General features: G+C 71.1%; 31 protein-coding genes and 1 tRNA gene. 14 read left to right on the forward strand and 18 right to left on the reverse strand.

Annotated features, from left to right (window positions below; genetic code table 11):
• Positions 1–60 precede the first annotated feature (60 nt).
• The gene (locus tag QBE02_RS07380) at positions 61–537 is read right to left on the reverse strand and encodes a general stress protein (RefSeq protein WP_074696539.1); all 477 of its coding nucleotides are present in this window, start codon (positions 535–537) and stop codon (positions 61–63) included.
• Between the two features lie 139 nt (positions 538–676).
• On the opposite strand from QBE02_RS07380, the gene QBE02_RS07385 reads away from it, so the two are divergent.
• Positions 677–1,084 (forward strand): YccF domain-containing protein, encoded by a 408-nt coding sequence (locus tag QBE02_RS07385; protein WP_279367732.1) that lies wholly within the window; start codon positions 677–679, stop codon positions 1,082–1,084.
• A gap of 3 nt (positions 1,085–1,087) precedes the next feature.
• Here the strand turns inward: QBE02_RS07385 and QBE02_RS07390 are convergent, their stop codons facing one another.
• Positions 1,088–2,026, reverse strand: coding sequence for a hypothetical protein (locus tag QBE02_RS07390; protein WP_279367733.1), 939 nt, complete (start codon positions 2,024–2,026; stop codon positions 1,088–1,090).
• A gap of 147 nt (positions 2,027–2,173) precedes the next feature.
• The gene (locus QBE02_RS07395; protein WP_279367734.1) at positions 2,174–2,542 is read right to left on the reverse strand and encodes a VOC family protein; all 369 of its coding nucleotides are present in this window, start codon (positions 2,540–2,542) and stop codon (positions 2,174–2,176) included.
• Between the two features lie 55 nt (positions 2,543–2,597).
• On the opposite strand from QBE02_RS07395, the gene QBE02_RS07400 reads away from it, so the two are divergent.
• The 6 genes from QBE02_RS07400 to QBE02_RS07425 all read left to right on the forward strand — a co-directional run bounded on the left by QBE02_RS07400 (position 2,598) and on the right by QBE02_RS07425 (position 5,767).
• Positions 2,598–3,035 (forward strand): MarR family winged helix-turn-helix transcriptional regulator, encoded by a 438-nt coding sequence (locus QBE02_RS07400; protein ID WP_279367735.1) that lies wholly within the window; start codon positions 2,598–2,600, stop codon positions 3,033–3,035.
• 36 nt (positions 3,036–3,071) lie between these two features.
• Complete coding sequence (locus QBE02_RS07405) at positions 3,072–3,977, forward strand: DMT family transporter (RefSeq protein WP_279367737.1); 906 nt, start codon at positions 3,072–3,074, stop codon at positions 3,975–3,977.
• Entirely contained in the window at positions 3,958–4,662 is a 705-nt protein-coding gene (locus QBE02_RS07410) for a GntR family transcriptional regulator (RefSeq protein ID WP_279367738.1), read from the forward strand. The genes QBE02_RS07405 and QBE02_RS07410 overlap by 20 nt, the downstream gene beginning before the upstream one ends.
• 92 nt (positions 4,663–4,754) lie before the next feature.
• Positions 4,755–4,827, forward strand: a tRNA-Met gene (locus tag QBE02_RS07415).
• A 54-nt stretch (positions 4,828–4,881) separates the two neighbouring features.
• Positions 4,882–5,352, forward strand: a complete 471-nt coding sequence (locus QBE02_RS07420) for a helix-turn-helix domain-containing protein (protein WP_279367739.1) — start codon at positions 4,882–4,884, stop codon at positions 5,350–5,352.
• 187 nt (positions 5,353–5,539) lie between these two features.
• Entirely contained in the window at positions 5,540–5,767 is a 228-nt protein-coding gene (locus QBE02_RS07425) for a hypothetical protein (RefSeq protein ID WP_279367740.1), read from the forward strand.
• A 12-nt stretch (positions 5,768–5,779) separates the two neighbouring features.
• Here the strand turns inward: QBE02_RS07425 and QBE02_RS07430 are convergent, their stop codons facing one another.
• On the reverse strand, positions 5,780–6,118 hold the full coding sequence (locus tag QBE02_RS07430) for a metalloregulator ArsR/SmtB family transcription factor (protein WP_279367741.1): 339 nt from the start codon (positions 6,116–6,118) through the stop codon (positions 5,780–5,782).
• 66 nt (positions 6,119–6,184) lie between these two features.
• On the opposite strand from QBE02_RS07430, the gene QBE02_RS07435 reads away from it, so the two are divergent.
• On the forward strand, positions 6,185–6,952 hold the full coding sequence (locus QBE02_RS07435) for a DUF2071 domain-containing protein (protein WP_279367742.1): 768 nt from the start codon (positions 6,185–6,187) through the stop codon (positions 6,950–6,952).
• A 19-nt stretch (positions 6,953–6,971) separates the two neighbouring features.
• Positions 6,972–7,196, forward strand: a complete 225-nt coding sequence (locus QBE02_RS07440) for an RNA-binding S4 domain-containing protein (RefSeq protein WP_279367743.1) — start codon at positions 6,972–6,974, stop codon at positions 7,194–7,196.
• Between the two features lie 86 nt (positions 7,197–7,282).
• On the opposite strand, the gene QBE02_RS07445 is transcribed toward QBE02_RS07440, so the two are convergent.
• The 3 genes from QBE02_RS07445 to ykgO form a co-directional block, all read right to left on the reverse strand.
• On the reverse strand, positions 7,283–7,579 hold the full coding sequence (locus tag QBE02_RS07445; protein WP_279367744.1) for a hypothetical protein: 297 nt from the start codon (positions 7,577–7,579) through the stop codon (positions 7,283–7,285).
• A complete protein-coding gene (locus QBE02_RS07450) occupies positions 7,576–7,884 on the reverse strand; it encodes an ArsR/SmtB family transcription factor (RefSeq protein ID WP_279367745.1) in 309 nt (102 codons plus the stop codon). Before QBE02_RS07450 ends, QBE02_RS07445 begins: the two co-directional genes overlap by 4 nt.
• Before the next feature lie 91 nt (positions 7,885–7,975).
• Positions 7,976–8,098 (reverse strand): type B 50S ribosomal protein L36, encoded by a 123-nt coding sequence (gene ykgO / locus QBE02_RS07455; RefSeq protein ID WP_268103319.1) that lies wholly within the window; start codon positions 8,096–8,098, stop codon positions 7,976–7,978.
• Between the two features lie 79 nt (positions 8,099–8,177).
• On the opposite strand from ykgO, the gene QBE02_RS07460 reads away from it, so the two are divergent.
• Both QBE02_RS07460 and QBE02_RS07465 read left to right on the forward strand, forming a co-directional pair.
• Positions 8,178–9,173 (forward strand): GTP-binding protein, encoded by a 996-nt coding sequence (locus tag QBE02_RS07460; RefSeq protein ID WP_279367746.1) that lies wholly within the window; start codon positions 8,178–8,180, stop codon positions 9,171–9,173.
• Between the two features lie 49 nt (positions 9,174–9,222).
• The gene (locus QBE02_RS07465; RefSeq protein ID WP_268103317.1) at positions 9,223–9,432 is read left to right on the forward strand and encodes a hypothetical protein; all 210 of its coding nucleotides are present in this window, start codon (positions 9,223–9,225) and stop codon (positions 9,430–9,432) included.
• Between the two features lie 86 nt (positions 9,433–9,518).
• On the opposite strand, the gene QBE02_RS07470 is transcribed toward QBE02_RS07465, so the two are convergent.
• From QBE02_RS07470 to QBE02_RS07485, 4 genes are all read right to left on the reverse strand, one after another.
• Positions 9,519–10,607 carry an ABC transporter permease gene (locus QBE02_RS07470; RefSeq protein WP_279367747.1) on the reverse strand — a complete coding sequence of 363 codons (1,089 nt, stop codon included), beginning with the start codon at positions 10,605–10,607 and terminating at the stop codon, positions 9,519–9,521.
• Positions 10,604–11,668 (reverse strand): ABC transporter ATP-binding protein, encoded by a 1,065-nt coding sequence (locus QBE02_RS07475; RefSeq protein ID WP_268103315.1) that lies wholly within the window; start codon positions 11,666–11,668, stop codon positions 10,604–10,606. Before QBE02_RS07475 ends, QBE02_RS07470 begins: the two co-directional genes overlap by 4 nt.
• Positions 11,669–11,800: 132 nt before the next feature.
• Positions 11,801–12,730: an NAD(P)/FAD-dependent oxidoreductase gene (locus QBE02_RS07480; RefSeq protein ID WP_279367748.1), complete on the reverse strand. Its 930-nt coding sequence runs from the start codon at positions 12,728–12,730 to the stop codon at positions 11,801–11,803.
• Between the two features lie 118 nt (positions 12,731–12,848).
• Positions 12,849–13,841 (reverse strand): glycerophosphodiester phosphodiesterase family protein, encoded by a 993-nt coding sequence (locus QBE02_RS07485; protein ID WP_279367749.1) that lies wholly within the window; start codon positions 13,839–13,841, stop codon positions 12,849–12,851.
• A 142-nt stretch (positions 13,842–13,983) separates the two neighbouring features.
• Between QBE02_RS07485 and QBE02_RS07490 the strand changes: the two genes are divergently transcribed.
• Together QBE02_RS07490 and ligD are read left to right on the forward strand one after the other, a co-directional pair.
• The gene (locus QBE02_RS07490) at positions 13,984–14,853 is read left to right on the forward strand and encodes a Bax inhibitor-1/YccA family protein (protein WP_279367750.1); all 870 of its coding nucleotides are present in this window, start codon (positions 13,984–13,986) and stop codon (positions 14,851–14,853) included.
• Between the two features lie 242 nt (positions 14,854–15,095).
• Positions 15,096–16,325 carry a non-homologous end-joining DNA ligase gene (gene ligD, locus QBE02_RS07495; protein WP_279367751.1) on the forward strand — a complete coding sequence of 410 codons (1,230 nt, stop codon included), beginning with the start codon at positions 15,096–15,098 and terminating at the stop codon, positions 16,323–16,325.
• On the opposite strand, the gene QBE02_RS07500 is transcribed toward ligD, so the two are convergent.
• Positions 16,292–16,849: a TetR/AcrR family transcriptional regulator gene (locus tag QBE02_RS07500; RefSeq protein WP_279367752.1), complete on the reverse strand. Its 558-nt coding sequence runs from the start codon at positions 16,847–16,849 to the stop codon at positions 16,292–16,294. The genes ligD and QBE02_RS07500 overlap by 34 nt on opposite strands.
• A gap of 68 nt (positions 16,850–16,917) precedes the next feature.
• Between QBE02_RS07500 and QBE02_RS07505 the strand changes: the two genes are divergently transcribed.
• Positions 16,918–17,631 carry an MBL fold metallo-hydrolase gene (locus QBE02_RS07505; protein WP_279367753.1) on the forward strand — a complete coding sequence of 238 codons (714 nt, stop codon included), beginning with the start codon at positions 16,918–16,920 and terminating at the stop codon, positions 17,629–17,631.
• A 187-nt stretch (positions 17,632–17,818) separates the two neighbouring features.
• On the opposite strand, the gene QBE02_RS07510 is transcribed toward QBE02_RS07505, so the two are convergent.
• The 6 genes from QBE02_RS07510 to QBE02_RS07535 form a co-directional block, all read right to left on the reverse strand.
• A complete protein-coding gene (locus QBE02_RS07510; RefSeq protein ID WP_279367754.1) occupies positions 17,819–19,186 on the reverse strand; it encodes a glycosyltransferase in 1,368 nt (455 codons plus the stop codon).
• A 488-nt stretch (positions 19,187–19,674) separates the two neighbouring features.
• Positions 19,675–21,255 (reverse strand): glutamine-hydrolyzing GMP synthase, encoded by a 1,581-nt coding sequence (gene guaA / locus QBE02_RS07515; RefSeq protein ID WP_056226495.1) that lies wholly within the window; start codon positions 21,253–21,255, stop codon positions 19,675–19,677.
• Entirely contained in the window at positions 21,252–21,773 is a 522-nt protein-coding gene (locus QBE02_RS07520) for a DUF3817 domain-containing protein (RefSeq protein ID WP_279367755.1), read from the reverse strand. Before QBE02_RS07520 ends, guaA begins: the two co-directional genes overlap by 4 nt.
• A gap of 10 nt (positions 21,774–21,783) precedes the next feature.
• Complete coding sequence (locus QBE02_RS07525) at positions 21,784–22,677, reverse strand: SURF1 family protein (RefSeq protein WP_279367756.1); 894 nt, start codon at positions 22,675–22,677, stop codon at positions 21,784–21,786.
• A 13-nt stretch (positions 22,678–22,690) separates the two neighbouring features.
• A complete protein-coding gene (locus QBE02_RS07530; RefSeq protein ID WP_141375816.1) occupies positions 22,691–23,806 on the reverse strand; it encodes a GuaB3 family IMP dehydrogenase-related protein in 1,116 nt (371 codons plus the stop codon).
• 73 nt (positions 23,807–23,879) lie between these two features.
• Positions 23,880–25,568 (reverse strand): ABC-F family ATP-binding cassette domain-containing protein, encoded by a 1,689-nt coding sequence (locus QBE02_RS07535; RefSeq protein WP_279367757.1) that lies wholly within the window; start codon positions 25,566–25,568, stop codon positions 23,880–23,882.
• Positions 25,569–25,577 lie beyond the last annotated feature (9 nt).

Consider the following 25,577-nt stretch of genomic DNA (forward strand, 5'->3'; position numbering starts at 1 on the left):
ACGACGCCCCGGGACCGGCCAACGGCCCCCGCACCCCAGCTCTTCGGCCCCGCGAACGCCTCAGCTGCGTGCTTCGCCCGCCGCCCCCGACGACAGCAGCGACTGCGCGCGCGAGAAGTGCTCGGCATCCACCGTCACGTCCCAGCGCTCGGCTTCGAAGCCCTGCACCGACGAGAAGTCGCGGCGCCCGCCCGTGAAGGAGTGCCCGACGAAGCCGAAGACCGCGCCCCACACGGCACCGAGCACGAGCCCCAGGAGGACGAAACCGAGGAAGCCACCGACACTGAGCAGACCGATCAGCACCCCGATCATGAGGCCGAACCACGCACCCGAGGCGGCGCCGAGACCCGCGGCGCGGCCGCGCGTGAGGCGTCCGGTCACCTGCTCGACGATGCGCACACCCGTTCCCACGATCGCGGTGTGCTCGACCGGGAACCCGGCATCGGACAGGCGGTCGACGGCGGCCTGCGCCCCGGTGTAGTCGCTGAAGCTCGAGAGGACGCGGCGCTCGGGCGTGGCACGGGTGATGTCGGACATGGCGGGTTCCTTCCCTCGGTGACCCACGCTAACGACGCCGCCCGCACCGCGCGGGGCGGTTGCGCGCGGGCCGGGCCCCGGTTAGCGTCGCAGAGTCACACCCCGGATGCCGTTCAGCCGACACCGCGATGATGGATCCATGCGGCTGATCCTCAACGTCCTCTGGCTCGTGCTCTCTGGCTTCTGGCTCTTCCTCGGCTATCTCGCCGCGGGGATCGTCCTGTGCGTCCTCGTCCTCACGATCCCGTGGGGGATCGCGTCCTTCCGCATCGGGCTGTACGCCCTGTGGCCGTTCGGCCGCGAGATCGTCGCGAAGCGTTCGGCCGGCGTCGGTTCGTTCCTCGGGAACGTGGTCTGGGTGATCCTGGCGGGCTGGTGGCTCGCCCTGGGGCACATCTTCACCGGGCTGCTGCTGTGCGTCACGATCATCGGCATCCCGCTCGGCATCGCGAACTTCAAGCTCGTCCCCGTGTCGCTCATGCCGCTCGGCAAAGAGGTGCGCGAGATCGGTCGCGGCGGACCGTTCGACCAGACGCTCGGCCGGTAGGGCTCAGCGCGCGGAGCGCACGTACACCCGGCGGGGCAGGGCGAGCAGGATGCCGACCACCGTCGCGATCCCCCCGACCACCGCCGTGACCGTCATGAGTTCGATGGGGAACGCCCCGTCGCGCACCCCCGCGAAGCGGGCCAGATCCCAGGGCAGGATGCCGATCTGCTCGTTCCACGAGCGCAGCGCGTCCCGCGCGCCCACCACGGCGATGGTCACCGCGGGTAGGGCGTACCCGACGCCCATGCCGGCGAGCGCGACGCCGGCCGCGCGGCGCCGACCCAGCTGCGCCGACAGCGACCAGCCGGCCACGACGAAGACCCACGCGACGAGCGCGAAAGCGACCGCGAGGTAGAGGATGCGCACCCACGGTTGCGCCCAGATCGCCTCCCAGATCCCCTCGGGACCCGACAGCGATACAGCCAGCAACGCCACCACGCAGCGCAGGACGAGCGCGCCGCCGACGGCCGCGATGATCGGCCACGGCGAGCGTCGCCCGAGGAGCAGCCGCACCGCGGCGGCGAACAGGAGCCAGCCGGCCACGGCGATGGCCATTCCCCACAGCCCGTCGCGCGGAGTCTGCACCACGCGCGTGAGCACGAGCAGTCCGCCCGGCACGACGATCATGAGCCAGCGATCGAGGGGCAGCAGGCCGAGGCTCGATTCGCGCGCCCGCCAGGGCCGGGTCGACGCGATCCACGACGCGCGCGCGGCGGCGGCCCCGGGGCGGCGGACCAGACGGGTGCGGGCGGCGACCGCTCCGATCAGCAGCCAGACCACGCCGAGGGCCAGGAGCACCCGGGCGATCCATTCCGTCGCCGGGTCGACCGTCATCTGCTCTCGCGCGAACGGGTCGACCATCACGGCGAGAACCGTGCCGATCGCCAGGAGGATCGCGGCGACGCTGAGGGCCAGGATGCCTCGCCCCGCCGTCGTCGCCATATGCCTACGTTACCCGTCGGATTCAGGGCTCCCGACCGGTCAGCGGTGAGCAGCGGCACGCGTGAGTTCGCGCGAGCGCCGGGGTGCCGGCATCCTTCTCCGAACGGCGATCCAGGATGCCGACACCACGCGCGTGCGCGACGGGACTCAGGCCTTGTCGTGCAAGGTCACGTGGTACCCGTCGAGGTCGGCGAAGGTGAAGGTGCGCCCGAAGGGGCCGTCGATCGGCTCCATCACGATGCGGTGCCCGTCGGCGACGAGCGCGTCGTGCATCTGCTGCACCTCGGTGCCGTGGAGCCACAGGGCGACGCCAACACCGGGCTGGGCGACCCCGGTGAGGTCGGTGCCGGGAGCGAGGTCGCGCAGTGCGAAGGCGATCGGCGCGGTGTCGAAGACGACCGCGTGGGGCGGGCCGGCGGGTGAACGGCGCAGGCCGAGGTACTTCTCGTAGAAGGCGTGCGAGGCGGCGAGATCGCGCACCTGCAGTGAGATGAAGTCGGGTCCGGTGACGGGCATGAGAGTCTCCTTACGTGTCAGTTATCTGACACCCACTGTATGTCAGAATACTGACATGACGCAAGAGGCGATCGACCTGGACACCTCCCTGGGCTACCTCCTGAAAGAGGCGGCGAGCGCGCTGCGCGCGGCGATGGAAGACGTGCTGCGCCCCCTCGGCATGACGATCACGCACTACTCCTGCCTCGAACTCCTCGCCCAGCGGCCGGGCCTGTCGAACTCCGAGCTCGCGCGCGGCGCCTTCGTCACGCGGCAATCGATGAACGTGCTGTTGCAGAGCCTCGAGCGCGACGGGATCGTCGAACGCCCCGATGCCCCTCCGGTCGGAAAGGCCCTCCCCACCCGCCTCACCGCGAAGGGGCGGCGCTCCCTCGACGCCGCGAGCGCGGCCGTGCGCTCGGTGGAGAAGCGCATGCTGAGCGGAATGACGGATGCCGAGCAGGCGGCCGCCCTGCAAGCCCTGCGATCGATGGTGACGTCGCTTGGCAGCTGACTCACGCCAAGAGCCGGATTGTGTAACAATCTATACATGCTTCCCGCCCTCGCGATCCTCGCCGCGGCGCTGTGCTTCTCCACCACTGGCACGGCGCAGGCCCTCGCGGGCGTCGACGCCTCCCCCCTCGCGGTCGGAGCGGCGCGGATCGTGGTGGGAGGCGGCATCCTGGGCCTTCTCGCTCTCGCTCAGCGTTCGCCCGGCCGCGCGCGCAGCGGATCCCGCGCGTCCACCGCGGCGCTGATCGCCGTTGGAGCCCTCGGCGTCCTCGCGTACCAACCGCTGTTCTTCCTGGGCACGCGCGAGAACGGCGTCGCGATCGGCACGGTGGTCGCCCTCGGCTCGGCACCCATCGCGACCGGGATCGTCGATGCCGTCCGCCTGCGCCGCGCTCCCACGCCGCGCTGGATGCTCGCGACCGCCGTCGCGCTGATCGGCGTGGTCCTCGTGTCGGGTGTGACGGGCGGGGCGACCGCTCTCGCGCCCGGCGGCCTGCTCGCTTCGGCCGGCGCGGGAATGTCGTACGCCCTCTATACGGTGTGCGGCAAAGCACTGATCGAGAGGGGGTGGAACTCCACACGGGTCATGGGAGCGGTATTCGGCGTCGCCGCCGTGGCGAGCCTTCCCGTCCTCGTCCTCGCCGGGACGTCGTGGCTGCTCACCCCGAACGGCCTGGCCCTCGCCCTCTGGCTCGGGGTCGTGACCACGGCGATCGCGTACCTGCTGTTCGGATGGGGGCTCGCCCGCCTGAGCGCCGTCACGGTGTCGACCCTGACCCTCGCCGAGCCCCTCGGCGCCACGCTTCTAGGCCTGTTCGTGTTGCGCGAGCACCTCACTCTCGTGAGCGGCATCGGCCTGGCCCTCATCGCGGTGGGTCTCGCCGTGGTGTCGGCTCCGTCTCGCAGGCGTGAGGAGGTCCCGGATGCCACGGCCCGCGCGTGACACCAGTGACGGCACCGCGGCGGGCATGGGCGAGACGCACCCGCGCCGCCGTGACGCGCCCCTGCCCGGTCCCCGCACCGCGGACGCCGTCGCCGACACCCTGCGCGCCGCGATCCTGTCGGGCGAGCTCGCCCCCGGCACCCCCCTGCGCGAGGAGGAGCTCAGCGCGACCCACGGCATCTCGCGGCACACCGCCCGCACGGCGCTCGCGAGCCTCACGGCGGAGCGGCTCGCCACGGCCGAGCCCTACCGCGGCGTCCGCGTGTCCCAGCTCGACGACGACGCCCTGATCGCCCTGCAGCAGTTGCGCTGCGCTCTCGAGACCGAGGCGCTGCGGATCGTGCGGCATCGCGGCATCCGCCCCTCCGAGGTCGACAGTGCCCTCGACGCTCTCGCCGACGCCGAGGCCGCAGGCGACTGGGCGGGAACCCTCGACGCGCACGCCCGCGTGCACCTGGCGTTGGTCGCCGCGGCGGGGTCTCCGCGCATCACCGAGGAGTACCGCCGCCTCGACGGCGAGATGCGCCTGCTGCTCACGCACGTGCGGCCCGCCTACGCGCCCGGGGCGCTGACCGCGGAGCACCGCGCGTACGTCGAAGAGGCGCTCCGCGACCCCGAGCGGGTCGTGCGCGCGCACCTCGAGCACTCAACGAGGGCGATCATCGACGGGCGATCCGGGCGCTGATCGAGGCCCCACCGCCACACGGCGACACATCCCGTCACCTCGCGCAACGCCCCTTCGCCGCTCGCGCGCCCCGGGTTAGCGTGGGGGCACATCGCGGCGATCCGGGCGGTCCCGGGCCTCGGCTCATAACCGAAGGCGTGGCGGGTTCGACTCCCGCCGTCGCGTCGACACCCCTTGGCAGATCGACGGATCGCTAGGGTATATCACGGAGGTATAGCCGTGACCCGAAGCTTCGACCGCAGCCGCGCGTCGCACCTCGTGCGAGCTGCGCGCCTCGACCGCAAGATGTCTCAGGCAGATCTCGCGCGAGCGGCCGGGATGAGCCAGCCCAATGTGGCGGCCATCGAGAACGGGACGAGAAACCCCAGCGACGACGCCTTCGAGCGCCTGCTGCGGGCCGCCGACTACCGACCCAGCCTGGCCGTCGAAGAGAAAGCCGAAGCGATCGTCGAGGCAGGGCTGCGGCACGGACTCCGCGACATCCGCGTCTTCGGTTCGGTCGCGACCGGCGCCGATCACTTCACGTCGGACATCGACCTTCTCGCTCGCGTCGACGCCGGACGCGGCTATTTCGACATCGCAGCCTTCACGCACACCGTGGAAGAGCTCACGGGCTTCGCCGTCGACGTGATCGTCGACGACGAGCACCGGCCTTCCTTCCTCGACTCGACGGCGTTGGCCGCCCTGTGACGGAATCCGAGTCGCAACCGGCCGCGCGCTTCCGGCGCGCACCGAGGGCGGAGCAGCCTCCTGCACCGCATGCCCAGGCGAACTTCCTCGAGAGCGTCGCGACGCGATCGGGGCCTTCCTCGGCCACGCGACAAGCGGAGGGAGGAGCGCGTTCCGGCGCACCTCGCCGTCGTACGCGTCCGGCTCGATGGCGATCATCCGAGCCGCAGCGCTCTTCGAGACCGACGAGTTCGCGCCGTTCGTCGCCGACACCCCCGCCGAGGTCGTCACCGCCCTCCGAACGATGCGCAACATCGCGTCGCACGCGGGATACCGGGCGATGAACGACGATCTTTTCTGGGTCACGCTGACGGTCGAGCTTCCCCCGCACATCGCCTCGTGGCGACGCGCGGCCGAGGACTCCCCGTCACACTGACCCGCGGCGCTCCTACGCCTCCGCCGGCAGCGCTCCGCCTCGGGCGGGACGCCTCTTGCGTACCTCGCGCAGCACGATCTGCTCGGGGCACACCGTCGACAGGAAATCGCCCACAGACAGTGCCAGACGCTCCCCCACGAGCGAGTACAGGATGCGGTTCGCGTCACGTCGCTCGGAGACGAGACCGGCTTGGCGCAGCACACCGAGGTGCCGAGAGATCGTGGGCCCACTGGCGTCGAACCGCGCCGCGATCTCACCCGCGGCCATCTCGCCGTCCTTCAGGTCCTGGAGGATCTGGCGGCGGGTGGGGTGCGCGAGAGCCGCGAAGATGTCGGATGCCGCGTCGGTCACGATCCTCAATCTAGCACTCAAGCTAAATTGCGTGTAGCTTCTTCGCTAAATAGCGAAGGAGTTCCGATGACGACGCAGACCGACACCCTGGGTCGATGGACGGCGAGCAGGCGCCCCGTGGCCCCCATCCCCCGGATGGCCGCGACGATCGCACAGCGCGTGCTCGTGAACTACCGCGTCGACCCCGACGTCGCCCGGTCGCTGCTGCCCGACGGCATCCGCCCCCAGCTCGTCGACGGGAGCGCCGTGGCCGGCGTCTGCCTGATCCACCTCACCGCCTTCCGCCCCGCGTGGTTCGCTCCGGCGATCGGCCACCACAGCCGCAACGCCGCCCACCGCATCGCGGTCGAGGGGGACACTGCCGAGGGCCCGCAGACAGGCGTCTACATCCCCCGTCGACACAGTTCATCTCTTCTCGCACGACTGGTCGGCGGACGTGTCTTCCCCGGAACGCACGCCGCCGCCCGCGTCGATTTCCGCTCCACCGCCGACGACCTCGAGGTCCGCGTCGAGGCCGACGATCTGCGCGTCCGCGTCGCCGCGCGCCGGGGTCCCGGCATCCCGTTCCGCAGCACCCTCTTCGAGACCCTCGAGCAGTCCTCAACCTTCTTCCGGAAGGATGCCGTGGGCTGGTCGCCCACCCGCTCCGGTGCGCTCGAGGGGCTCCGGCTCGACACCGACGCGTGGAAGGTCGAGCCGATCGCCGTCACCGCCCTCTCCTCGACTTTCTTCGACGCCCTGCCCGACGGCGCAGCGCAGTTCGACCACGCCCTCCTCATGCGCGACGTGCCGACGCGATGGAGCAGTGTTCCGACATCCGCGACGATCTCGTGACTGCTGTCAGACTGGACGCATGACCTCCTCCGCGCCCCAGGATGTGCCCGTCGGAAGCGAGGGCATCCGCCTCGGCCCGTTCATGAAGTTCGCCAGCATCCTCGACTCGGGCGGAGACGTCAAAGAGGCCATCATCGACGGCTACGTCGAGGTAAACGGCGAGGTCGACCGCCGCCGCGGCCGCCAGCTGCAGGTGGGCGACGTCGTGACGTTCGAGGGTCGCTCCTTCCGCGTCCAGGCCTGACGGAGCCCACGCGAAAGGCCCGCCACCCCGAGGGGGAAGCGGGCCTCGAGACACCCCGCGCTCGTGACACGGGATGCCGCTCGAGCTCAGTGCTCGTCGTAGTGATCGGTGTGCAGCGCGTGGCGGTGGCCGTCGTGCACGTAGTCGGCGTGGTCGTCGTGCGTCACCTTCTCGTGGCCGCAGTCGTCGCCGTGACGGTGCTCGTCGACGCCGTGCTCCGCCTTCGACTCGTGCTCGTCGTAGTGATCGCCGTGCAGCGCATGGTGGTGCGTGCCGTGCACGTAGTCGACGTGGTCGCCGTGCTCGATCTTCTGGTGGCCGCAGTCGTCGCCGTGCGCGTGCTCGTCGACGGAGTGCTCGGCGTGGGTCTCAGCAGTGCTCATTCTTCGTTCCCCTGATCGGTCGGTTCGGTGACGTGGGCGATCGCGTCGAGCACGACGTGAGCGACGTGCTGGTCGGCGAGGGCGTAACGGATCTCTTTGCCCTCGCGTTCCGAGCTCACGAGTCCCGACTGCCGCAGAATCCGCAGGTGTTGCGACACCAGCGGCTGCGACAATCCGGCAAGCTCTGCGAGCGCCCCGACCGTGAGCGGTTCGCGGCTCAGCAGCCAGACGAGCGCCAGGCGCGACTCGTTGCCGAGAACCTTGAACAGCTCGGCGGCCTCCTCGAGCCCCGCGATCTTGTCCACGGCATCCAGATCACCACACACATGCACAAATTGCAATGTGTTCACCTATTCGGGAACGGTTCTCGTTTCCGTTATCGCGGCAGGGCGACGATCACCCCTGCCGCCCCTTGAAGCGCGGGTTGAGCTTGTTGATCACGAACACCTTGCCGCGTCGACGCACGACCTGCGCACCGGGCTGCTTCTTCAGGGATCTGATCGACGCGCGGACCTTCATGGCATCCTCCTTGTTGATAAGCGTTATCAATAACAAGCTAGAGTGTCCCCACTCCCCTGACAAATGAGAGGTGGATGCCATGCCCCGCACGATCGCCATCATGGGCGTGTGCGCCCCCGAGCGCCGCACCTACGCGGAACGGACCGCCGTCGCGCTCTCACGCCCCCTTCACCTGCTTCGCTACGCCGACCTGCGCGTGTCCCACGCGCTCCCCCTCCCCCGCCCGCGGGCGAACGACGCGCAGACCGTGGTCGACCTCGGCACCGACGTCGACCTGATCCACGCGATCGCGGCGCGCGGCGGGTCGGAGGTCGAGGCGGTGTGCGTGGTCGACGCCCGCCACATGATCGGCGACCTCCTCGACGACGCCGCCCTCTCGGCATCCGCGAGACCCGGCGACACCCGCGGCGACATCGGCGCCCGGGCGCGCCAGGCCGCGCTGGCGCTGGAGCTTGCGACGCGCATCGTCTGGGTCAACTGGGAGCAGGTGCCCACGCCGGCGCTCGCCGTCCAGATGGCGCTGGCGTCGCACCTGAACCCCGCCGCCGTCGTGCGCCTGTCGCGCGACCCGCTCAGCGACCTGCGCTCGGCCGCGACGCACGAGGGCGAGATCCTCGAGCGGGCGGGGTGGGTGCGTGCGTTGAACGGCGAACACGACCCCTACATGCGCGACAACCGCGTGATGACGCTCGCGTACGAGCAGGTGCGGCCGTTCCACCCCGCGCGCCTCTCGGCGACCCTCGATCGCCTCGACGCCGGCGCCGCCGGCCGGCTGGTGCGCTCGGCCGGGTTCTGCCGCCTGGCATCGCGCCCCGGCATCCTGGCCCGCTGGGAACACGTCGGGTCCGCGATGTGGATCGAACCGCTCGGCGCCGACGACGGCCGCATGGGCCTGGGGCAGGAGATCGTGTTCACCGGTCTCGACCTCTCGGCGCCCAAGCTCGCTCACCTCCTCGACCACGCCGTCCTGACCGACGAGGAGTTCGCCGGCGGCCCCGCGACCTGGCTCGCCTTCGACGACCCCCTGCCGGCATGGCCCGCGGTGGAGTCATCGATCCCGGATGCCACCGACTGACCGTGTCAAGCCGGTCGCCCGCACCGTCCGGGGGGAGGAACGTGAACGCATGAGCACTCCTGACATCCCCTCCCGCCACTCCGACGACGCCCGCGCCGACTCGGCCGCCCCCACCGACGCCGTCACCGACGAGGTCCGCGAAGACGCCGCCCAGGCCGAGGAGCACGTGAACCTCGACGACCGCACCGGCGACGCCCTCGACGGTGACGCCGCTCCCGCCGACGACCCCGGCTTCCCCGCCGCCGAAGGTCACGCCTGACCTTCCCCGCACTCGAGAGGGGCGCCCGTTCTGCTGCGGCAGGGGGCGCCCCTTCGTTCGCTCGGTCTCGATGACCGCGTGGGCAGCTAGGCGATGCGCGTCCCGGGCGGCAGCCGCTTCGCGGGCGTCCGCGTGCGGGAGATGCCCCACGCGAGCAGCCCACCGGCCAGCAGCAGCTGGAAGAACAGCCCCACGAACCAGCTCGGCGCGGTGCCCGCGATCCGTTGCTCGGTACTCGGATACGACTCGACGCTCGACCCGCGCGAGAGAGCGCACCCGTCGAACGACGTGGTCGCATCGGGCGCGATCTGCGCCAGGCGGACGCCCGACGCGATCTGAGAGAACAGATCGGTCGGGTTGCCGTTCTCGTACGTCGGCGGAGTCGCGTCGGCGAGGATGACGAAGGGGTTGGCCGCGAGGATCCACCAGACGCGATCGAACCGGGGTTGCTCGGAGACATAGCTCGACTCCACGCACGGCAGCTCGTCGTAGCTCGGGCAATTCGGCGAGGTCGAGGGCGAACTCAGGTCGCACCCCAGGGGCACCGCGTTCCCATCGACGTCGCGGCTGATCGTCGTCGTCTGCGTGCGCAGAGCCGCCCCGCCCAGCCCGAAGGCGATGAGCGTGCCCACCGTCAACGCCGCCACCAAGAGATACGTCGACGCGACCGAGAAGATCGGCCGGGCGATCACCGCGCTCAGCCCCACCCCGATCGCCGCCACGACGCCGACCTCGATGATCAGGATCAGCAGCGACGTGACGATCGCTGCGGCGTTGAGTTCGCCGGCAAGAGTGGCCACGACAAGGAACGGCAGCGCCACGACGAGGAACGCCAGTCCCGAGATCCACGCGGCGAGGAACTTGCCGATCACGATCTCGCTCGTGGTGACCAGGGTGACCTGCACGGGTGCGAGGGTCGCGGCATCCCGATCGCCGTTCACCGCGCTCCCGCTCAAAGTGGGCGACACCAACAGCGTGAGCAGCAGGACGAGCATGATGACGAGCGAGAAGAACCACTCGCTGCCGCCGGTCGTCAGCGAGAACGCGGCGAACGAGAGGCTCAGCAGAGCCACCAGGATGACGGCGAAGATGCCGAGGAGCACGTACCACCCGACGGAGCGCACGCGCTGGCGCAGCTCGATGCCGATGATCGTGCGCAGGCGATGCAGGTTCACGAGGTGCTCCCGTCGTCGGTGCGATCGGCATCCGTCACAGGATGCGCGGCGGGCGGCGCCCAGGAGCCGGGCGGAGACGCATCTCGCGGCCCCGCCGGGCCATCGGGGAGGTCGGGTGTCGGAGGCGAGGCCTCGGCCCTCAGGTCGAGGAACGCGTGCTCGAGGTCGCCCACTGCCGGGGCGAACTCGACGATCGGGAGCCCCGCGCTCACGAGCGAGCGCAGCCCCGCGACCGCTGCCGCCTCGTCGGAGAAGGGCACGAGGACGTCGCGCCGGTCGACCCGCACCTCTTCGGCCGTCCGCCCGAGGGCGGCCGTAACGTCGCCCCGCACGGACTCGGTCGACCGAGCGAGGTCTGCGGCGACACGCACACGCCACACCCGCACGCGGGTCGCCGCGGCGGCGACGCGATCGGTGCCGACGGTCCGCCCGTCGACCATGAACACGGCGTCGTCCACGACCTCTTCGAGTTCGGACAGCACGTGGCTCGAGATGAGGATCGTGCGCCCCTCGCCCGCCAGCCGCCGCAGCAGCACGCGCAAGGCGATACGCGCCTGGGGATCGAGGCCCGACGCGGGCTCATCGAGCAACAGCACCCGGGGGTCGTGCACCAGAGCACGCGCGAGCGCCAGTCTCTGCTTCTGCCCGCGAGACAGCACGCGAGCGGGCGAGGCGGCGAGCGCACCGAGGTCGACGAGCTCCAGCAGGTGGTCGGCCCGGGCCCGCGCGTCGTCTCGCGACAGGTCGTAGAGCTGCGCCGTGGCGACCAGCACCTCGCGCGAGGTGAGGCTCGGCCACGCGCCCAGGGAGTCCGGCATCCATCCGAGAAGGCGACGCGCGCCGGCCGGGTCGGAGACGGGGTCGATGCCGCCGATGCGCATCTCGCCCTCATCGGGCCGCAGCAGCGACGCGAGCATGAGCATGAGGGTCGTCTTGCCCGAGCCGTTGGGCCCGACGAGCCCGGTGACCCGACCGGGGAGGGCCGTGAACGTCACCTGCTGCACGGCGTGCACCGCGCCGAAGGACCGTTTGACTCCTGCGACGTCGATACCGGCATCCATAGCCTCACCATAGAGGGAGCCCTCGACACCCCCGAGGGCCACCGACGTCGATCCCCCCGTCCGTCCTCGGCGATTCCGCGGCGCGCCCGGGATTCGCGCGCGCTCACCGCCCGCGCGTGTCCTCGACGTGATTCAGGATGCCGCGAGCGCCCGCCCCAGGGCATCGCCCGACGCCCACGCGGTGCGGACGGCGGCGCTGTCGCCCCACGCGTCCCCGCACGCGGAGAGCCCCGGCGAGCGGAGGAACGGCTGTCCGGTCGTTCCGGCGGGCCGGGCGAAGGTCCAGCGATGCGCGTGCGTCGACACCGGCTCGACGTCGATGCGCAGCAGCCGCCGGGTCGCCGCGAGCACCGGCGCGATCGCCGATTCGGGGTCGTCGAGGTGCTGTCGGGCGCGGTCCGCCGTGGTGTGGACGACGAGCACGGGGGCGTCGTCGCCGCGGCGATCGCCGTCGTCGGCGACGAAGGACACGTCCGCGTCGCCGTCGGCGAAGGCGCCGTGCACGTCGGCATCCCACTGCCGTCGGTCCCAGCGCAGGACGACCGCGATCACCGGTTCCCACTCCTGCGCGCCGCCGGGCGCCTCGCCGGTCAGCCGTGCCGCCTGCGGGGCCGGCATCGCCAGGACGACCTCACCCGCATCCTCGCCGTCGACGCGGAACGGCGCCGCGCTCTCGACGACGCGCTCCGACGAGACGTCGAGGCCCCCGGCCAGGTCGACGGCGAGCGAACGCAACCCGGCGGGAGCGGCCCACCGCATCGGTCCGGGCTTGGGCGTCCACCCGCCGTCGGCGTCGATCACCTGGAACGTGTCGGTCCACGGCCGCGCGAGCTCGCGCTCCTCCCAGTCGGCGACGACGCGCGCAAAGCCCTCGGCCTCGCCGACCACGAAGTACGAGGCTCCGAGGTCCACGGGTCGACCGTCGATCGTGCGGCTCGACAGACGCCCGCCCACCCGGCGCCCGCGATCGAGCACGCGCACCGAGCGACCGGCATCCTGAACCGCCCGCGCGCACGCGAGGCCCGAGATCCCGCCGCCGACCACCGTCACATCCGTCGTCATGCGGCCATCCTGTCGGCTGCGCGCACGCCGGGGGTCGGGGTTGCGCGAGCCGGAACTCCTGAGGATCGTCGCCTCGACGCGGTCCAGGAGCTGCAACGCCCGGCACGTGGGTCGGGACTCAGGAGTTTCGCGCCGTCCCGAAGAACCCCACCCCCAGATCGGGATGATCGACGAACACCCCGTCGAGCTCGGCATCGCGCAGCACGGCCCACTCGCCTCGCCAGTCGCCGAGCGCCCCCTCACCGCCCGGCCCGCGAAAGGCGGGTAGCAGGAAGGCGTTCTCGGGTCGGCACGTCCAGGTGAACACCCGCAGGCCCCGATCCTGCGCCTCGCGCACGAACCGCGCCGACCCCCGCGCGACGCCGCGCTCGTCGAGCGCGAGCACCGAGCGCTTGTCCGGGCTGATGCCCTGCACCTCGCCGGCGAGGGCCTGGAGACCCGCCGCGGTCCGCATCGAGGCGTACGAGGCGGCGTCCGCCCCGTCCCGCTCCCGCAGATCCCACGGCGTCCCCTCCGCTTCAATGAGTTGCACGAGCGGAACCCGGATGCCGCGCTCTCGCAGCCGCGCCAGGACCAGGGGCTCGAACGACTCGATGACGAGCGCGTCCTCGGCATCCCGCCATCCCGCGGCGCGCAGCTCGGCGTCGACGAGCTCGGCCAGGTCGAACCCGAGTCGGGCGAACGATGCCGCGTGCTTGATCTCGAGCACCACAGCCACCCCGCCCTGCCGGGCGAGGTCGAGGACGTCGCGAAGGCGCAGCACGGGTTCGGAGTCGTCGTGCGCCGCGCTGTCGGGGCGGAGGGCGGGGATCCGCTCGCGGCACTGCAGCGTCCGCAGCTCATCCCACGTGAAGTCCTCGACGAACCAGCCGGTCAGGTGCTCGCCGTCGACGACCTTCGAGGTTCGTCGCCCCGCGAACTCCGGTCGCGTCGACACGTCCGTGGTGCCGGAGATCTCGTTCTCGTGCCGCACGACCAGCACGCCGTCCTTCGAGGGGACGACGTCGGGCTCGACGGCATCCACCCCCTCCGCGATCGCCCGCAGATACGAGCTGCGGGAGTGCTCGGGCAGGTACCCGGGCGCACCGCGATGACCGATGACGAGAGGCACCTCGACACGCTAACGGCACGGGGTGAACAGCGAGTGCGCTCAGAGCAGAATCCCAGTCAGCACAAGGAATCCACCGCCCCGCTCGGCTAGTGTTGTCTGACAGCACGGTGCTGTGATCACCATCTTTGGAGTGTGAGTTCCCGTGGCCCTCAACAACCCGGCATTCAACAACCCGGCGTTCCAGGACCCTCGAGCCGGTGGCGCTAACACGCGCTACAGCCCGCCCCCGGCCGTCGATCCCGCCGCCGCCGCCTCGATCGAAGGCGCGTACGCCGCCCCGTCGGCGAGCGCCGTCGAGACCGGTCGCATGACGGTCGAAGACACCGTCATGAAGACCCTCGCGCTGTTCGGCATCCTCGTCGTGACCGCCGTCGTCGGCTGGATCTGGTCGATGGCCGGCGTCAGCGTCGCCAACCCGAACCCGAGCGCGGCCCCGATGATCATCGGTGCGCTGGTCGGCTTCGTGCTGGCCATGGTCGCGACCTTCAAGAAGAAGCCCTCCGTCCCCGTCTTCATCGCCTACGCGGCGTTCGAGGGCCTGTTCGTCGGTGGCATCTCGGCTTACTTCGAGTTCATCTTCCCGGGCATCGTCCTCCAGGCCACTCTCGCCACGCTCTCCGTGGTCGGCGTGACCCTCGCCCTGTTCGCGAGCGGCAAGATCCGCGCCTCGGCCCGCGCCACCAAGATCTTCATGATCGCGATGGTCGGCTATCTGGTGTTCGCCCTCCTCAACGTGGGACTGATGCTCTTCAACGCCCCGATCGCTGGCGGCGCCTTCGGCCTTTACAGCATGAAGGTTGCGGGCATCCCGCTCGGCCTGATCATCGGCGTCTTCGTGGTCATCATGGCCGCGTACTCGCTGGTGCTCGACTTCGACCAGATCCAGCGCGGCGTCCGCAACGGCGCTGCCCGGGTCTACGGCTGGGTTGGCGCCTTCGGCATCATGGTCACCGTCGTGTGGCTGTACGTCGAGATCCTGCGCATGATCGCGATCCTGCGCGGCAACAACTGACGCACTCGCTTCACACGAGGGGCCGTCCCGTCTCGGGGCGGCCCTTCGTCGTGCGCGGCCCGCGCGCGTCGGCCCGGGCGAAGCCCCCGCCCCACGCGTTGCCCTCCCCTGTTGAGTGTCCACAACACCCGGATATCACCGCGATCTCGTCCGGGTTTCTGGGACACGCAACGGCGCGCCACACCCCCGCACCCCGCCGCAAGGGGTGCGAACCCCGGATGCCGCGGCGCTAGCCTCGCGCCATGAGTCCCGCGAAGACGCCGCCCGAGATCCTCGATGTCGACGGCCACGAGGTACGCGTCACGAGCCCCGATCGCGTCGTCTTCCCCGGGCCGGGTCTGACCAAGCTCGACCTCGTGCGGTACTACCTCTCGGTCGCCGAGGGCGCCCTTCGCGGAGCGGGCGGTCGACCGATGGTGCTCAAACGCTTCTCGAAGGGTCTCGACCAGGAGCCGTTCTTCCAGAAGCGCGTTCCCGAGAACCACCCCGACTTCATCGACACCGCGACCCTGCGCTACGCCTCGGGCACCTCCGCCGAAGAGACGGTGATCCGGGATGCCGCGGGCCTGGCCTGGGTCGTCAACCTCGGCTGCCTCGACCTGAACCCGCATCCCGTCCGTGCCGAAGACCTCGATCACCCCGACGAGCTGCGGGTCGACCTCGACCCGATGCCCGGCGTGGATTGGTCGCAGATCGTCGATGTCGCGTTCATTGCCCGCGATGCGCTCGAAGACCACGGTCTCGTCGGTTGGCCCAAGACCTCGGGCTCGCGCGGCCTCCACATCCTCGTGCGCATCCGCCCCGAGTGGGACTACACCGGCGTCCGTCTCGCCGCCGAAACGCTCGCGCGCGAGGTCGAGAACCGCGCGCCGGGACTCGCGACCGCCCGCTGGTGGAAGGAGGAGCGCGGCGAGAGCGTGTTCGTGGACTTCAATCAGAACGCCAAGGACCGCACGGTCGCCTCGGCGTACTCGATCCGCGCGCTGCCCGATGCCCGCGTCTCGACTCCCCTCACATGGGACGAGGTCCGCGACCGTCGCCCCGAGGAGTTCACCGTGCTCACGGTGCCCGACCGGTTCCGCAGCATCGGAGACCCGCACGCGGGCATCGACGACGCCGCGGGGTCTCTCGACGCCCTTTTGTCCCTGGCGAAACAGCTCGGCCCCGCCGAGAAGCCTCCGCGGGAATCCGACGGTTCCGGACGCCGCGCCTCGACGATGCCGCTCGTCGAGGTCGCGCGCACCAAGACCAAGCCCGAGGCCCTCGACGCTCTCGAGACGTGGAAGCAGCGGCATCCGGAAGCGACATCGCAGCTTCACCCCGCCGATGTCCTCGTCGACGGCATGCGCGGGTCGAGCTCGCTCTGGTACCGCGTTCGCGTGAACCTCCAGCACGTTCCGGATGCCGAGCGCCCGGCGCAAGAGGATCTGATCGCCGACTACGATCCCTGGGCCGGCCGCTCCGCCCCTTGATCCGGCGTGAGTGAGGCGACCAGGTGGCGCCGGCCGTATCGGTACGCCTCGTCGATGTCGCCGCCGAGGCGGAAGGCCCCCGCGAGCTCCATGGTGACGAACCCGGTGGCCCACGCCGTCAGCAGCCTCGCCGCTTCGAGCGCATGAGCCTCGCCCACGGCGACGGTCGTCGCCCGCAGCACCGGAGCGCTCGTGGCGGCGAGGCGGTCGGCATCCACCACCGTCGTGAACAGCAGACGGAACGCCTCGGGCCGGTCGTGCCCGAACGCACGGAAGGCGACCAACAGGCCGTCGAGGTCGTCGGATGCCCTCTCGAGCCGCGACGTCAGGTCGTCGGCCGCGGCCGCCCCGACGAGCCCGAGCAGGGCCTCGCGGTCGCGCACCCTCTTGTACAGCGACGGAGCCTTGACGCCGACCGCCTGGGCGACGGCCTGCATCGTCACGGCGCCGGGTCCGCCCTCTTCGAGCAGGCGCGCCGCCGCCTCGACGATCTCGTCGAGCGACGTTCTCTCCGGTGTGGGCACGTCCCCTCCTCATGGCTACGACTATAAGCTATCATGGCTAACACCCATAGCCATCCAGGAAGGCTCCCATGAGACTCGCGCCATCGCTCCACCGCATCGGCAACGACATCGTCGCCTCGTACCTCATCGTCACAACCGAGGGCATCACCCTCGTCGATGCCGGCCTCCCCGGCATGTACGCCGACCTTCGCGCGGAGGTGGACGCCACCGGCCGGTCGCTCGACGACATCCGCGGCGTCATCCTCACCCACGGAGACAGCGACCACGTGGGCTTCGCCGAGCGCCTCCGCCGCGAGCGCGGCGTGCCCGTCTTCGTGCACGCGGCCGACGCCGATCGCGCCCGCGGGGGCGACAAGCCGAAGAGCGCGATGGGCCCGTTCCGCCTCGGCCCACTGCTGCGCTTCGCCGCCTTCGGCATCCGCAAGGGCATGCGCCCGCAGTGGCTGACCGAGGTGCGAGAGGTCGCCGACGGCGAGACCCTCGACCTGCCCGGGAGCCCCCGCATCGTCGGCATGCCCGGCCACTCCCCCGGCAGCGTCGCGGTCTTCTCCCCCGCAGTGCGCGCCGTGTTCGTCGGCGACGCCCTTACGACGCGCCACGTTCTCACCGGTCGCACCGGACCCGGACCCGCGCCCTTCACCGACGACCCGGCCGAGGCGCTCGCCTCGCTCGATCGCATCGCGGGAGTGGATGCCGACTGGGTGCTGCCCGGACACGGCCCGGCGTTCCGTGGTTCTCCGGCGGATGCGGCGGATGCGGTGCGAAAGGTCGCGCGCGGCTGAGCCGGCGCGGACCATGTCGGTCGGAGCGGACGCGCCGCCCTTCATCGACGGCCCGGTGGAGGCGCTTGCCTCATCGATCGTGTCGGGGGCCTAGGTGCCGGCTGGGTGCTGCCCGGCGTACCGCGGCTCTCCGGCCGATGCGGCAACGCGGTGCGCAAGATCGCGCGGCTGTCGCGGGTGCCCGGCGTCAGCGCCGGCGCGGCCTGCCCAGCACCTCGCGTGCGACCGCGGCCTGCGTGCGCATCGCGCGCGCCGGGCTCACGGCCTCCGCCGCCTGCCGCGCCTCGGCCGCGAGACTCTCGCGCAGCGCCTCGTCCGTGAGCACCCGCCGCAGCGCGTCGACCAGGGCGTCGTCATCGCCGTCCGGAACCAGGATGCCGCCACCGTCCCCCAGCATGTCGCGCGGGCCGTACCGGATGTCCCACGCCACCACCGGCGTGCCGTGCGCGAGCGCTTCGGCGAGGGCGAGCCCCTGCCCCTCGAAGGCGGACGTCGTGAGGTACACCGCCGCACGGTCGAGCACGGCACCCGGCTCGGTGGTGAGCCCGGGCAGCGAGACGGCGTGCTCGAGTCCGCGCTCGGCGACGAGGGCCTCGAGCGCCCCGCGCTGCGCCCCCTCGCCCCAGAGCTCGAGTCGGGCGTCCGGCACGTCGGCGAGAACGCGCGCGAAGGCCTCGATCGCCCGGTCGAGCCGCTTGCCGGGGGCGAGCCGCCCCAGCACGACGACGAGGCCACTCTCGCGCTGCGACGCCGGCACCCCGGCATCCGGAGCCTCCACGCCGTGCGGTGCGACCACGTCGTTCGGGGCAGTGCCGAAGCGCGCCCGCACGTCATCGCGTTGGTACGCGGTCGGCCACAGCACGGCGTCGAACCGCGGCGCGATGTCGAACCACCGCGTCCACAGGGGGTTCAGCTCGGAGTCGGCCTGGAACGGCGGCTCGAGGTGGATCGTGTGCACGGTGTGCACGATCCGCACAGCGTCGTCGCCCCAGCCCGCGAGGAGTTCGCCGAGCTGCCTGGACTCGCAGATGACGACGATGGGCCGGTCGTTCTCGGCGCGGAGCCGATCGGCCAGGGAGGTCAGCCACGCGCGGTACAGCGCCCCGAATCCGTCGATCACGCCGGCGGCTTCGCCCGCGGCATCCCGGATCACGATCGGCGCGGTCGTGAGGTGCCAGTCGGGGTCGATGACCACGGGCAGCTCGACCGCTCCCCCGGCCACGCTCCGGTACTCGAGCATCGGATCGGCATCGCCCGCGTGCGCCGCTTCGCGCAGCCATCCCGCGGCTCCCCCGTCGGCGTCGACGGCCTCGTCGAACAGGTTGCGGAAGATCCCGGATGCCGAGGCCGCCCCCCGCTCGACGAAGGTCGCGCGCTGCGCGGAGTGGGCGTCGGCGTCCCCGGGGTCGACGGTCAGCAGCAGCGGTTCCGCACCGGCATCCGCCATCTGTCGCGCCCGCGCGAGCGTGGCGATCGTGTATCCGCCGTCGAGGTCGGGGATCAGCCGACTCGACAGGATGAGGTACCACGCGTCGGGGAAGTCACCGGAAGTCACGCCCCCATCCTCCCCCACCCGCCGCGCGCCCCGCGGCATGCCGGAGCCGCGGTCGCCCCGACGTGCGCATCGGGTCGCGGGCGGTGGCCCCCGGGGCGCCGCCCATGCAGTTGCCGACATCGCCGGGGCGCCGAGCGTGGCCCCGGGGCGCCAGACGAAGCCCCGGGGCCACCTGTGAACGTGGTGTGGGGCGTATCCCGTCATTCGGGGCGTATTTCTCTCGCGCCGAACGAGAAATCCCGCCCCAATCCCCACAGCCCGGGCAGGCGGCGCGGGACTCGCCGCGCACGCGACGCGAAGTGGCACGCCCTCCTGAGTCGGTCGGGGTAGGGGCCCTCCCCCTACCTCCGCGTCCAGACAGAGCGCCGCCGGCGCCGGACGGCGAAGGGGCACCGTCTTCGGGTCGATCGGGGTAGGGCCCCGCTCTCGACCCGAAGGCGGTGCCCCGGAGCCGGCCGACGACGTCGGCGCGGGAGCAGGCTAGATGCTCACTCCCACTCGATCGTCCCCGGCGGCTTCGACGTCACGTCGAGAACCACGCGGTTGACGTCGCGTACCTCGTTGGTGATGCGGTTCGAGATCTTCGACAGCACGTCGTAGGGCAGGCGCGTCCAGTCGGCGGTCATCGCGTCTTCGCTCGAGACGGGGCGCAGCACGATGGGGTGGCCGTAGGTGCGGCCGTCGCCCTGCACGCCGACCGAGCGCACGTCGGCGAGCAGCACGACGGGGCACTGCCAGATCTCGTTGTCGAGGCCTGCCTTGGTCAGCTCGGCGCGCGCGATGGCGTCGGCCTCACGCAGGATCTCGAGACGGTCAGCGGTGACCTCACCCACGATGCGGATGCCAAGGCCGGGCCCCGGAAAGGGCTGGCGGCCGACGATCGCTTCGGGCAGTCCGAGTTCGCGTCCGATGGCGCGCACCTCGTCCTTGAAGAGGGTGCGCAGCGGCTCGACGAGCTCGAACTGCAGGTCTTCGGGCAGGCCACCGACGTTGTGGTGGCTCTTGATGTTGGCGGTACCGGCTCCGCCGCCCGATTCGACGACGTCGGGGTAGAGGGTTCCCTGCACGAGGAAGCGCACCTGCTCGCCCTCGGCCTTCGCCTCGGCGACGAGGTCGGCCTGCACCTTCTCGAACGCGCGGATGAACTCGCGGCCGATGATCTTTCGCTTCTGCTCGGGGTCGCTGACACCGGCGAGGGCGTTCAAGAACGTCTCTCGCGCGTCGACGGTGATGAGCTTCACGCCCGTCGAGGCGACGTAGTCGTTCTCGACCTGTTCGCGCTCGCCCTGGCGGAGCAGCCCGTGGTCGACGAACACGGCGATGAGCTGGTCGCCGACGGCCTCGTGGACGAGAGCGGTCGACACGGCGGAGTCGACGCCGCCGGACAGCGCCGAGATGACGCGGCTGCTACCGACCTGCTGGCGGATGCGCTCCACCTGCTCGGCGATGACGTTTCCGCTGTTCCAGTCGGCCGGGAGTCCTGCAGCCTTGTGGAGGAAGTTCTCGAGCACGTGCTGACCGTGGTCGGAGTGCTTGACCTCGGGGTGCCACTGCACGCCGTACATCCGGCGCGCGTCGTTCGCGAACGCGGCGACGGGGGTGTGCGCCGTACGGGCGAGGACCTCGAAGCCCTCGGGGGCGCGCGAGACCTGGTCGCCGTGGCTCATCCACACGTTCTGCTCGGCGGGCTGCCCCTCGAGCAGCGTGCCCTCGGTGACGACCGTGGCATCCGTCGCTCCGTACTCGCGGAGGCCCGTGTTCGCCACCTCTCCGCCGAGTGCTTTCGCCATGACCTGGAAGCCGTAGCAGATGCCGAGGGTCGGGACGTCGAGGTCGAAGACGCCGGAGTCGAGGCTCGGGGCTCCCTCTTCGTACACCGACGAGGGGCCACCCGACAGGATGATGCCCACGGGGTTCTTCGCCGCGATCTCTTCCGCCGATGCGGTGTGCGGGACGATCTCGCTGTACACGCCGGCCTCGCGCACGCGGCGCGCGATCAGCTGGGCGTACTGGGCGCCGAAGTCGACGACGAGGACGGGGCGCTGGGACGTTTCGGTCTGTTCGGTCACCGGTTGCCTTCCGGGGCGGGAACGGGAGCGGAGGCCTTCGCGGCCTCACGCTCGGCGAGGTAGGCGCGCACGCGACGGGCGGTGCGCACCTCGAGGATGAAGGAGAGGAACGGCACCACGCCACCGAGGGCGAGGAAGACGAACCGACGGAACGGCCACCGCATGAGGCTCCACACGCGGAAGCACGAGATGAGGTAGACGACGTAGAACCAGCCGTGGACCACCAGGATCGCCAGCGAGATGTTCACACCGTCGCCGGTCGACAGGATCGAACACCCGTTGCCGCCCGGAACGAAGAGCGAGAACCACTGGCAGTCGGGGCCGGGCACGGCATCCGCGAACCACAGCAAGCCACCGGATCCGCCGAGGAACAGCTCCACGTGAATGGGCGTGTACTTCAGGATCATCTCGGCGACCAGCAGAAGCAGGCCGACACCCGTGATGATCGAGCAGATCTGGTAGAACTTCAGGGCTCCGCGGATCGCCGGGAACGAGGCGAGCTTGGGGGCGCGGGGCATGGAGGCCAGTCTAGTCGCGGGATCCCGCGGCTCCCGCCGGACTGCTCGACGCGGAGCTTTCCGCGACGGGCTCGGCCTGTTCGTCCTCGAGATCCTCGACTTCTTTCTCCCACGCGTCGCGCGCGAGGCGGTACCAGAGGTACAGCGCGAAGCCGGCGAAGATGGCCCACTCGGCGGCGTAGAAGATGTTCAGCCAGTTGACCCGCGAGCGTTCGTCGGGCGCCGGGGAGGCGATGGCGTCGAGGGGGCCGATCGCCGTCTGCGAGGCGATGTACTGGCGGTAGACGTCGAGGTTCTGGGTGTCGTGCCATCGGCCCAGCAGCATGGCGGGCGACATCTTCACGAGCGTGAGGGGGTCGGCATTCGCCGGCGGTATCGACGCCCCTTCGTCGGAGATGAGTCGTCCCGTCACGTCCACGACCGCTGTCGGGTCCGCTTCGGCCTGGGCGCGCAGCTCGTCGGCGGCGGCGTCGGCCTGGTCGAGGCTGCTCGTCCATCCGGTCGCGACGGCGATCGACGTCGGTATGGTCGTTCCCGAGACGCGCAGCTGACCGGTCACCCAGTAGCCCTGCACGTCGTTGTTGAAGCGCGACGAGACGACGATGAAATCGGATGCCACCCACGTGCCACTCGTCTCGACCCGCTGACCGACGAGAGGTTCCGGCAGGTAATCGCCCGGCTTCACAACGTCGGCGAGAGGTTGCACGACCTCGGTCAGCCCCGGCTCGGGAGGAGAGGTGTCGACCGCGCGTCCGAGCTGCCACTGCCCGAGCCAGGCGAGCACACCCGCGACGACCAGAGAGAACGCCAGGAGCGCGATCCAGCGCGGCCGCAGCATGACCTCCCGTAGCGTCGGCGGGAAGATCTGCGGCGGTGCCGGCTCGGTCGTGGGGGTGGAGGTCATGGGGCTTTCGTGATCAGTGCCCGTAGGGGGCGACGACGACCTCGACGCGCTGGAACTCCTTGAGGTCGGAGTAGCCCGTAGTGGCCATCGACTTCTTGAGCGCACCGATGAGGTTGGCGGTGCCGTCGGCGACGGGGGCGGGGCCGTAGAGGACCTGCTCGAGAGGACCCACGCGGTCGACCTCGACCCGGCGTCCGCGGGGAAGCTCGGGGTGGTGCGCCTCAGGACCCCAGTGATACCCGCGCCCGGGGGCGTCGGTGGCGCGGGCGAGCGCGACACCCAGCATGACGGCGTCGGCGCCCATGGCGAGGGCCTTCACGATGTCACCCGAGGTGCCCACGCCGCCGTCGGCGATGACGTGCACGTAACGTCCGCCCGACTCGTCGAGGTAGTCGCGTCGGGCCCCGGCAACGTCGGCCACGGCCGTGGCCATGGGCGCGTGCAGCCCGAGCGTTGCGCGCGTCGTCGAAGCGGCGCCGCCGCCGAAGCCGACCAGCACGCCCGCGGCACCGGTGCGCATGAGGTGGAGAGCCGCCGTGTAGGTGGCGGCGCCGCCCACGATGACGGGGACGTCGAGGTCGTAGATGAACTTCTTGAGGTTGAGGGGCTCGGCCACCTTCGACACGTGCTCCGCCGACACGGTGGTCCCGCGGATGACGAAGAGGTCGACGCCCGCGGCGACGACGGTCTCGTACAGGTCGTTCGTGCGCTGCGGGGTGAGGGCACCGGCGACGGTGACGCCCGCGGCGCGCACCTCGGCGAGGCGGTCGCGCACGAGCTCGGGCTTGATCGGCTCGGCGTACAGCTGCTGCATGCGGCGAGTGGCGTCGGCCTCGGGAAGCGTCGCGATCTCGGCCAGCAGCGGCTCGGGGTCGTCGTAGCGCGTCCACAGGCCCTCGAGGTCGAGGACGCCGAGCCCACCCAGGCGCCCGAGCTCGATCGCGGTGCGCGGGCTGACCACGGAGTCCATGGGCGCACCGAGCACCGGGATCTCGAACGGGAACGCGTCGATGGTCCACGCGGTCGAGACGTCTTCGGGGTTGCGCGTGCGCCGCGACGGCACGACGGCGATGTCGTCGAAGGTGTACGCGCGGCGGGCGCGCTTGGCGCGGCCGAGATCGATCTCCATGGTCACTCGACCAGCCTACCCGCGCCCTCCGACATCGCCGTCGGCGAACGGTTCGACGCCGGGGCGGTTCTCGTCACCGGGCCCGCACGACCCGTTTCTCGTCCCACACGGGCTCCGCTGCCTCGTACACCTCTCCGTCCGAGCCGAACACGACGAACCGGTCGAACGAGCGCGCGAACCACCGGTCGTGCGTGACGGCCAGCACGGTGCCCTCGAACCGCGACAGCGCGTCCTCCAGCGCCTCGGCCGAGGCGAGGTCGAGGTTGTCCGTCGGCTCGTCGAGCAGCAGGAGTGTCGTGCCCGAGAGTTCCAGCAGCAGCACCTGGAACCGCGCCTGCTGCCCGCCGCTCAACGTGTCGAACGCCTGCTGGGCCTGCGCGATGAGGCCGTAGCGATCGAGCGCCGAGCTCGCGGCATCCCTCGGCATCCCCGCCCGGTTGTCGTCACCGCGATGAAGCAGGTCCAAGAGGGTCCTCCCGACGAACTCCGGATGCCGATGCGTCTGGGCGAACCACCCGGGGACGACCCGGGCGCCCAGGATGGCGCGACCGGAGTGGGCGACCCGATCGAGCCCGGCGCCCACGGTGGTGACGTGCCCGAGACGCGCGTCGGGGTCGGTGCCTCCGCCGGCGAGAAGACGCAGGAAGTGGGATTTGCCCGACCCGTTCGAGCCGAGCACGGCGACGCGATCGCCGAACCACACCTCGAGGTCGAACGGCTTCATGAGCCCCGACAGCTCGAGCCCCTCCGTCACCACCGCGCGCTTGCCCGTGCGCGCTCCGCGGAGGCGCAGCTGCAGATCCTGCTCGGGCGGGCGCTGCTCGGGGGGACCTGCCTGCTCGAACTTCGACAGGCGCGTCACCGCCGCTTGGTAGCGCGAGGCGAAGCCGTCGTTGGCGGCCGCGGCCACCTTCATGCGGGCGACCAGCGCGCGCAGCTTCTCGTGCTCCTCATCCCAGCGGCGACGCAGCTCCTCGAGGCGGGCCATGCGGTCCTCCCGCGCGGCGCCGTACGTACTGAATCCCCCACCGTGCACCCAGGCGGTGCTCCCCGCGGCCCCCGTCTCGAGGGTGACGATGCGGTCGGCGGCGCGGGCGAGCAGTTCGCGGTCGTGCGAGACGAGCAGCACGGTCTTGGCCGTCGCCCGCAGCTGCTCCTCGAGCCAGCGCTTGCCGGGCACGTCGAGGTAGTTGTCGGGCTCGTCGAGCAGGAGCACGTCGTCGGGTCCGCGCAGCAGGGCCTCGAGGGCGAGCCTCTTCTGCTCGCCGCCCGACAGCGTCGACAGGTCGCGGAACCGCGCCCGCTCGTACGGCAGCCCGAGGGCGGCCGTCGTGCAGGTGTCCCAGACCGTCTCGTGCTCGTAGCCGCCCGCGTCGGCGTAGTCGGCGAGCGCCGAGGCGTACCGCAGCTGGGTGTCGAGGTCGTCGCGCTCGATGAGGGCGTTCTCGGACGCCTCGAGCTCGATCGCCGCACGTCGGATGCGGGTCGGCGATACCGACACGAGGAGGTCGTGGACGCTCTCTTCGTCGCGCCCGTGCCCGACGAACTGGTCCATCACTCCGAGCGAGCCGCCCATCGACACGACACCGCCGTGCGCCTTCTCGTCACCGCGGATGATGCGCAGCAACGTCGTCTTCCCCGCGCCGTTGGGACCGACCAGAGCGGTCGTCACCCCCTCGCCGACGCGGAACGTCACCTCGTCGAGCAGGGGCCTGCCGTCGGGCAGCGTGAACGAGAGGGCGGCGAGGTCGAGGTATTCCATGGCGAATTC

It is taken from the genome of Microbacterium testaceum (assembly GCF_029761935.1).
In the GTDB taxonomy this organism is placed as follows: Bacteria; Actinomycetota; Actinomycetes; order Actinomycetales; family Microbacteriaceae; genus Microbacterium; species Microbacterium testaceum_A.

What these genes read in the sequence shown, in the direction of transcription:
- QBE02_RS07395 (WP_279367734.1), bottom strand. Translation starts at nt 2,542, where the DNA reads ATGCCCGTCACCGGACCCGACTTCATCTCACTGCAGGTGCGCGATCTC.
- QBE02_RS07410 (WP_279367738.1), top strand. Translation starts at nt 3,958, where the DNA reads ATGCCACGGCCCGCGCGTGACACCAGTGACGGCACCGCGGCGGGCATG.
- QBE02_RS07535 (WP_279367757.1), bottom strand. Translation starts at nt 25,568, where the DNA reads ATGGAATACCTCGACCTCGCCGCCCTCTCGTTCACGCTGCCCGACGGC.
- QBE02_RS07530 (WP_141375816.1), bottom strand. Translation starts at nt 23,806, where the DNA reads ATGGAGATCGATCTCGGCCGCGCCAAGCGCGCCCGCCGCGCGTACACC.
- QBE02_RS07400 (WP_279367735.1), top strand. Translation starts at nt 2,598, where the DNA reads ATGACGCAAGAGGCGATCGACCTGGACACCTCCCTGGGCTACCTCCTG.
- QBE02_RS07425 (WP_279367740.1), top strand. Translation starts at nt 5,540, where the DNA reads ATGGCGATCATCCGAGCCGCAGCGCTCTTCGAGACCGACGAGTTCGCG.
- QBE02_RS07460 (WP_279367746.1), top strand. Translation starts at nt 8,178, where the DNA reads ATGCCCCGCACGATCGCCATCATGGGCGTGTGCGCCCCCGAGCGCCGC.
- QBE02_RS07520 (WP_279367755.1), bottom strand. Translation starts at nt 21,773, where the DNA reads ATGCCCCGCGCCCCCAAGCTCGCCTCGTTCCCGGCGATCCGCGGAGCC.
- QBE02_RS07525 (WP_279367756.1), bottom strand. Translation starts at nt 22,677, where the DNA reads ATGACCTCCACCCCCACGACCGAGCCGGCACCGCCGCAGATCTTCCCG.
- QBE02_RS07465 (WP_268103317.1), top strand. Translation starts at nt 9,223, where the DNA reads ATGAGCACTCCTGACATCCCCTCCCGCCACTCCGACGACGCCCGCGCC.
- QBE02_RS07440 (WP_279367743.1), top strand. Translation starts at nt 6,972, where the DNA reads ATGACCTCCTCCGCGCCCCAGGATGTGCCCGTCGGAAGCGAGGGCATC.
- ligD (WP_279367751.1), top strand. Translation starts at nt 15,096, where the DNA reads ATGAGTCCCGCGAAGACGCCGCCCGAGATCCTCGATGTCGACGGCCAC.
- QBE02_RS07390 (WP_279367733.1), bottom strand. Translation starts at nt 2,026, where the DNA reads ATGGCGACGACGGCGGGGCGAGGCATCCTGGCCCTCAGCGTCGCCGCG.
- QBE02_RS07385 (WP_279367732.1), top strand. Translation starts at nt 677, where the DNA reads ATGCGGCTGATCCTCAACGTCCTCTGGCTCGTGCTCTCTGGCTTCTGG.
- ykgO (WP_268103319.1), bottom strand. Translation starts at nt 8,098, where the DNA reads ATGAAGGTCCGCGCGTCGATCAGATCCCTGAAGAAGCAGCCCGGTGCG.
- QBE02_RS07505 (WP_279367753.1), top strand. Translation starts at nt 16,918, where the DNA reads ATGAGACTCGCGCCATCGCTCCACCGCATCGGCAACGACATCGTCGCC.
- QBE02_RS07475 (WP_268103315.1), bottom strand. Translation starts at nt 11,668, where the DNA reads ATGGATGCCGGTATCGACGTCGCAGGAGTCAAACGGTCCTTCGGCGCG.
- QBE02_RS07445 (WP_279367744.1), bottom strand. Translation starts at nt 7,579, where the DNA reads ATGAGCACTGCTGAGACCCACGCCGAGCACTCCGTCGACGAGCACGCG.
- QBE02_RS07380 (WP_074696539.1), bottom strand. Translation starts at nt 537, where the DNA reads ATGTCCGACATCACCCGTGCCACGCCCGAGCGCCGCGTCCTCTCGAGC.
- QBE02_RS07435 (WP_279367742.1), top strand. Translation starts at nt 6,185, where the DNA reads ATGACGACGCAGACCGACACCCTGGGTCGATGGACGGCGAGCAGGCGC.
- QBE02_RS07480 (WP_279367748.1), bottom strand. Translation starts at nt 12,730, where the DNA reads ATGACGACGGATGTGACGGTGGTCGGCGGCGGGATCTCGGGCCTCGCG.
- QBE02_RS07405 (WP_279367737.1), top strand. Translation starts at nt 3,072, where the DNA reads ATGCTTCCCGCCCTCGCGATCCTCGCCGCGGCGCTGTGCTTCTCCACC.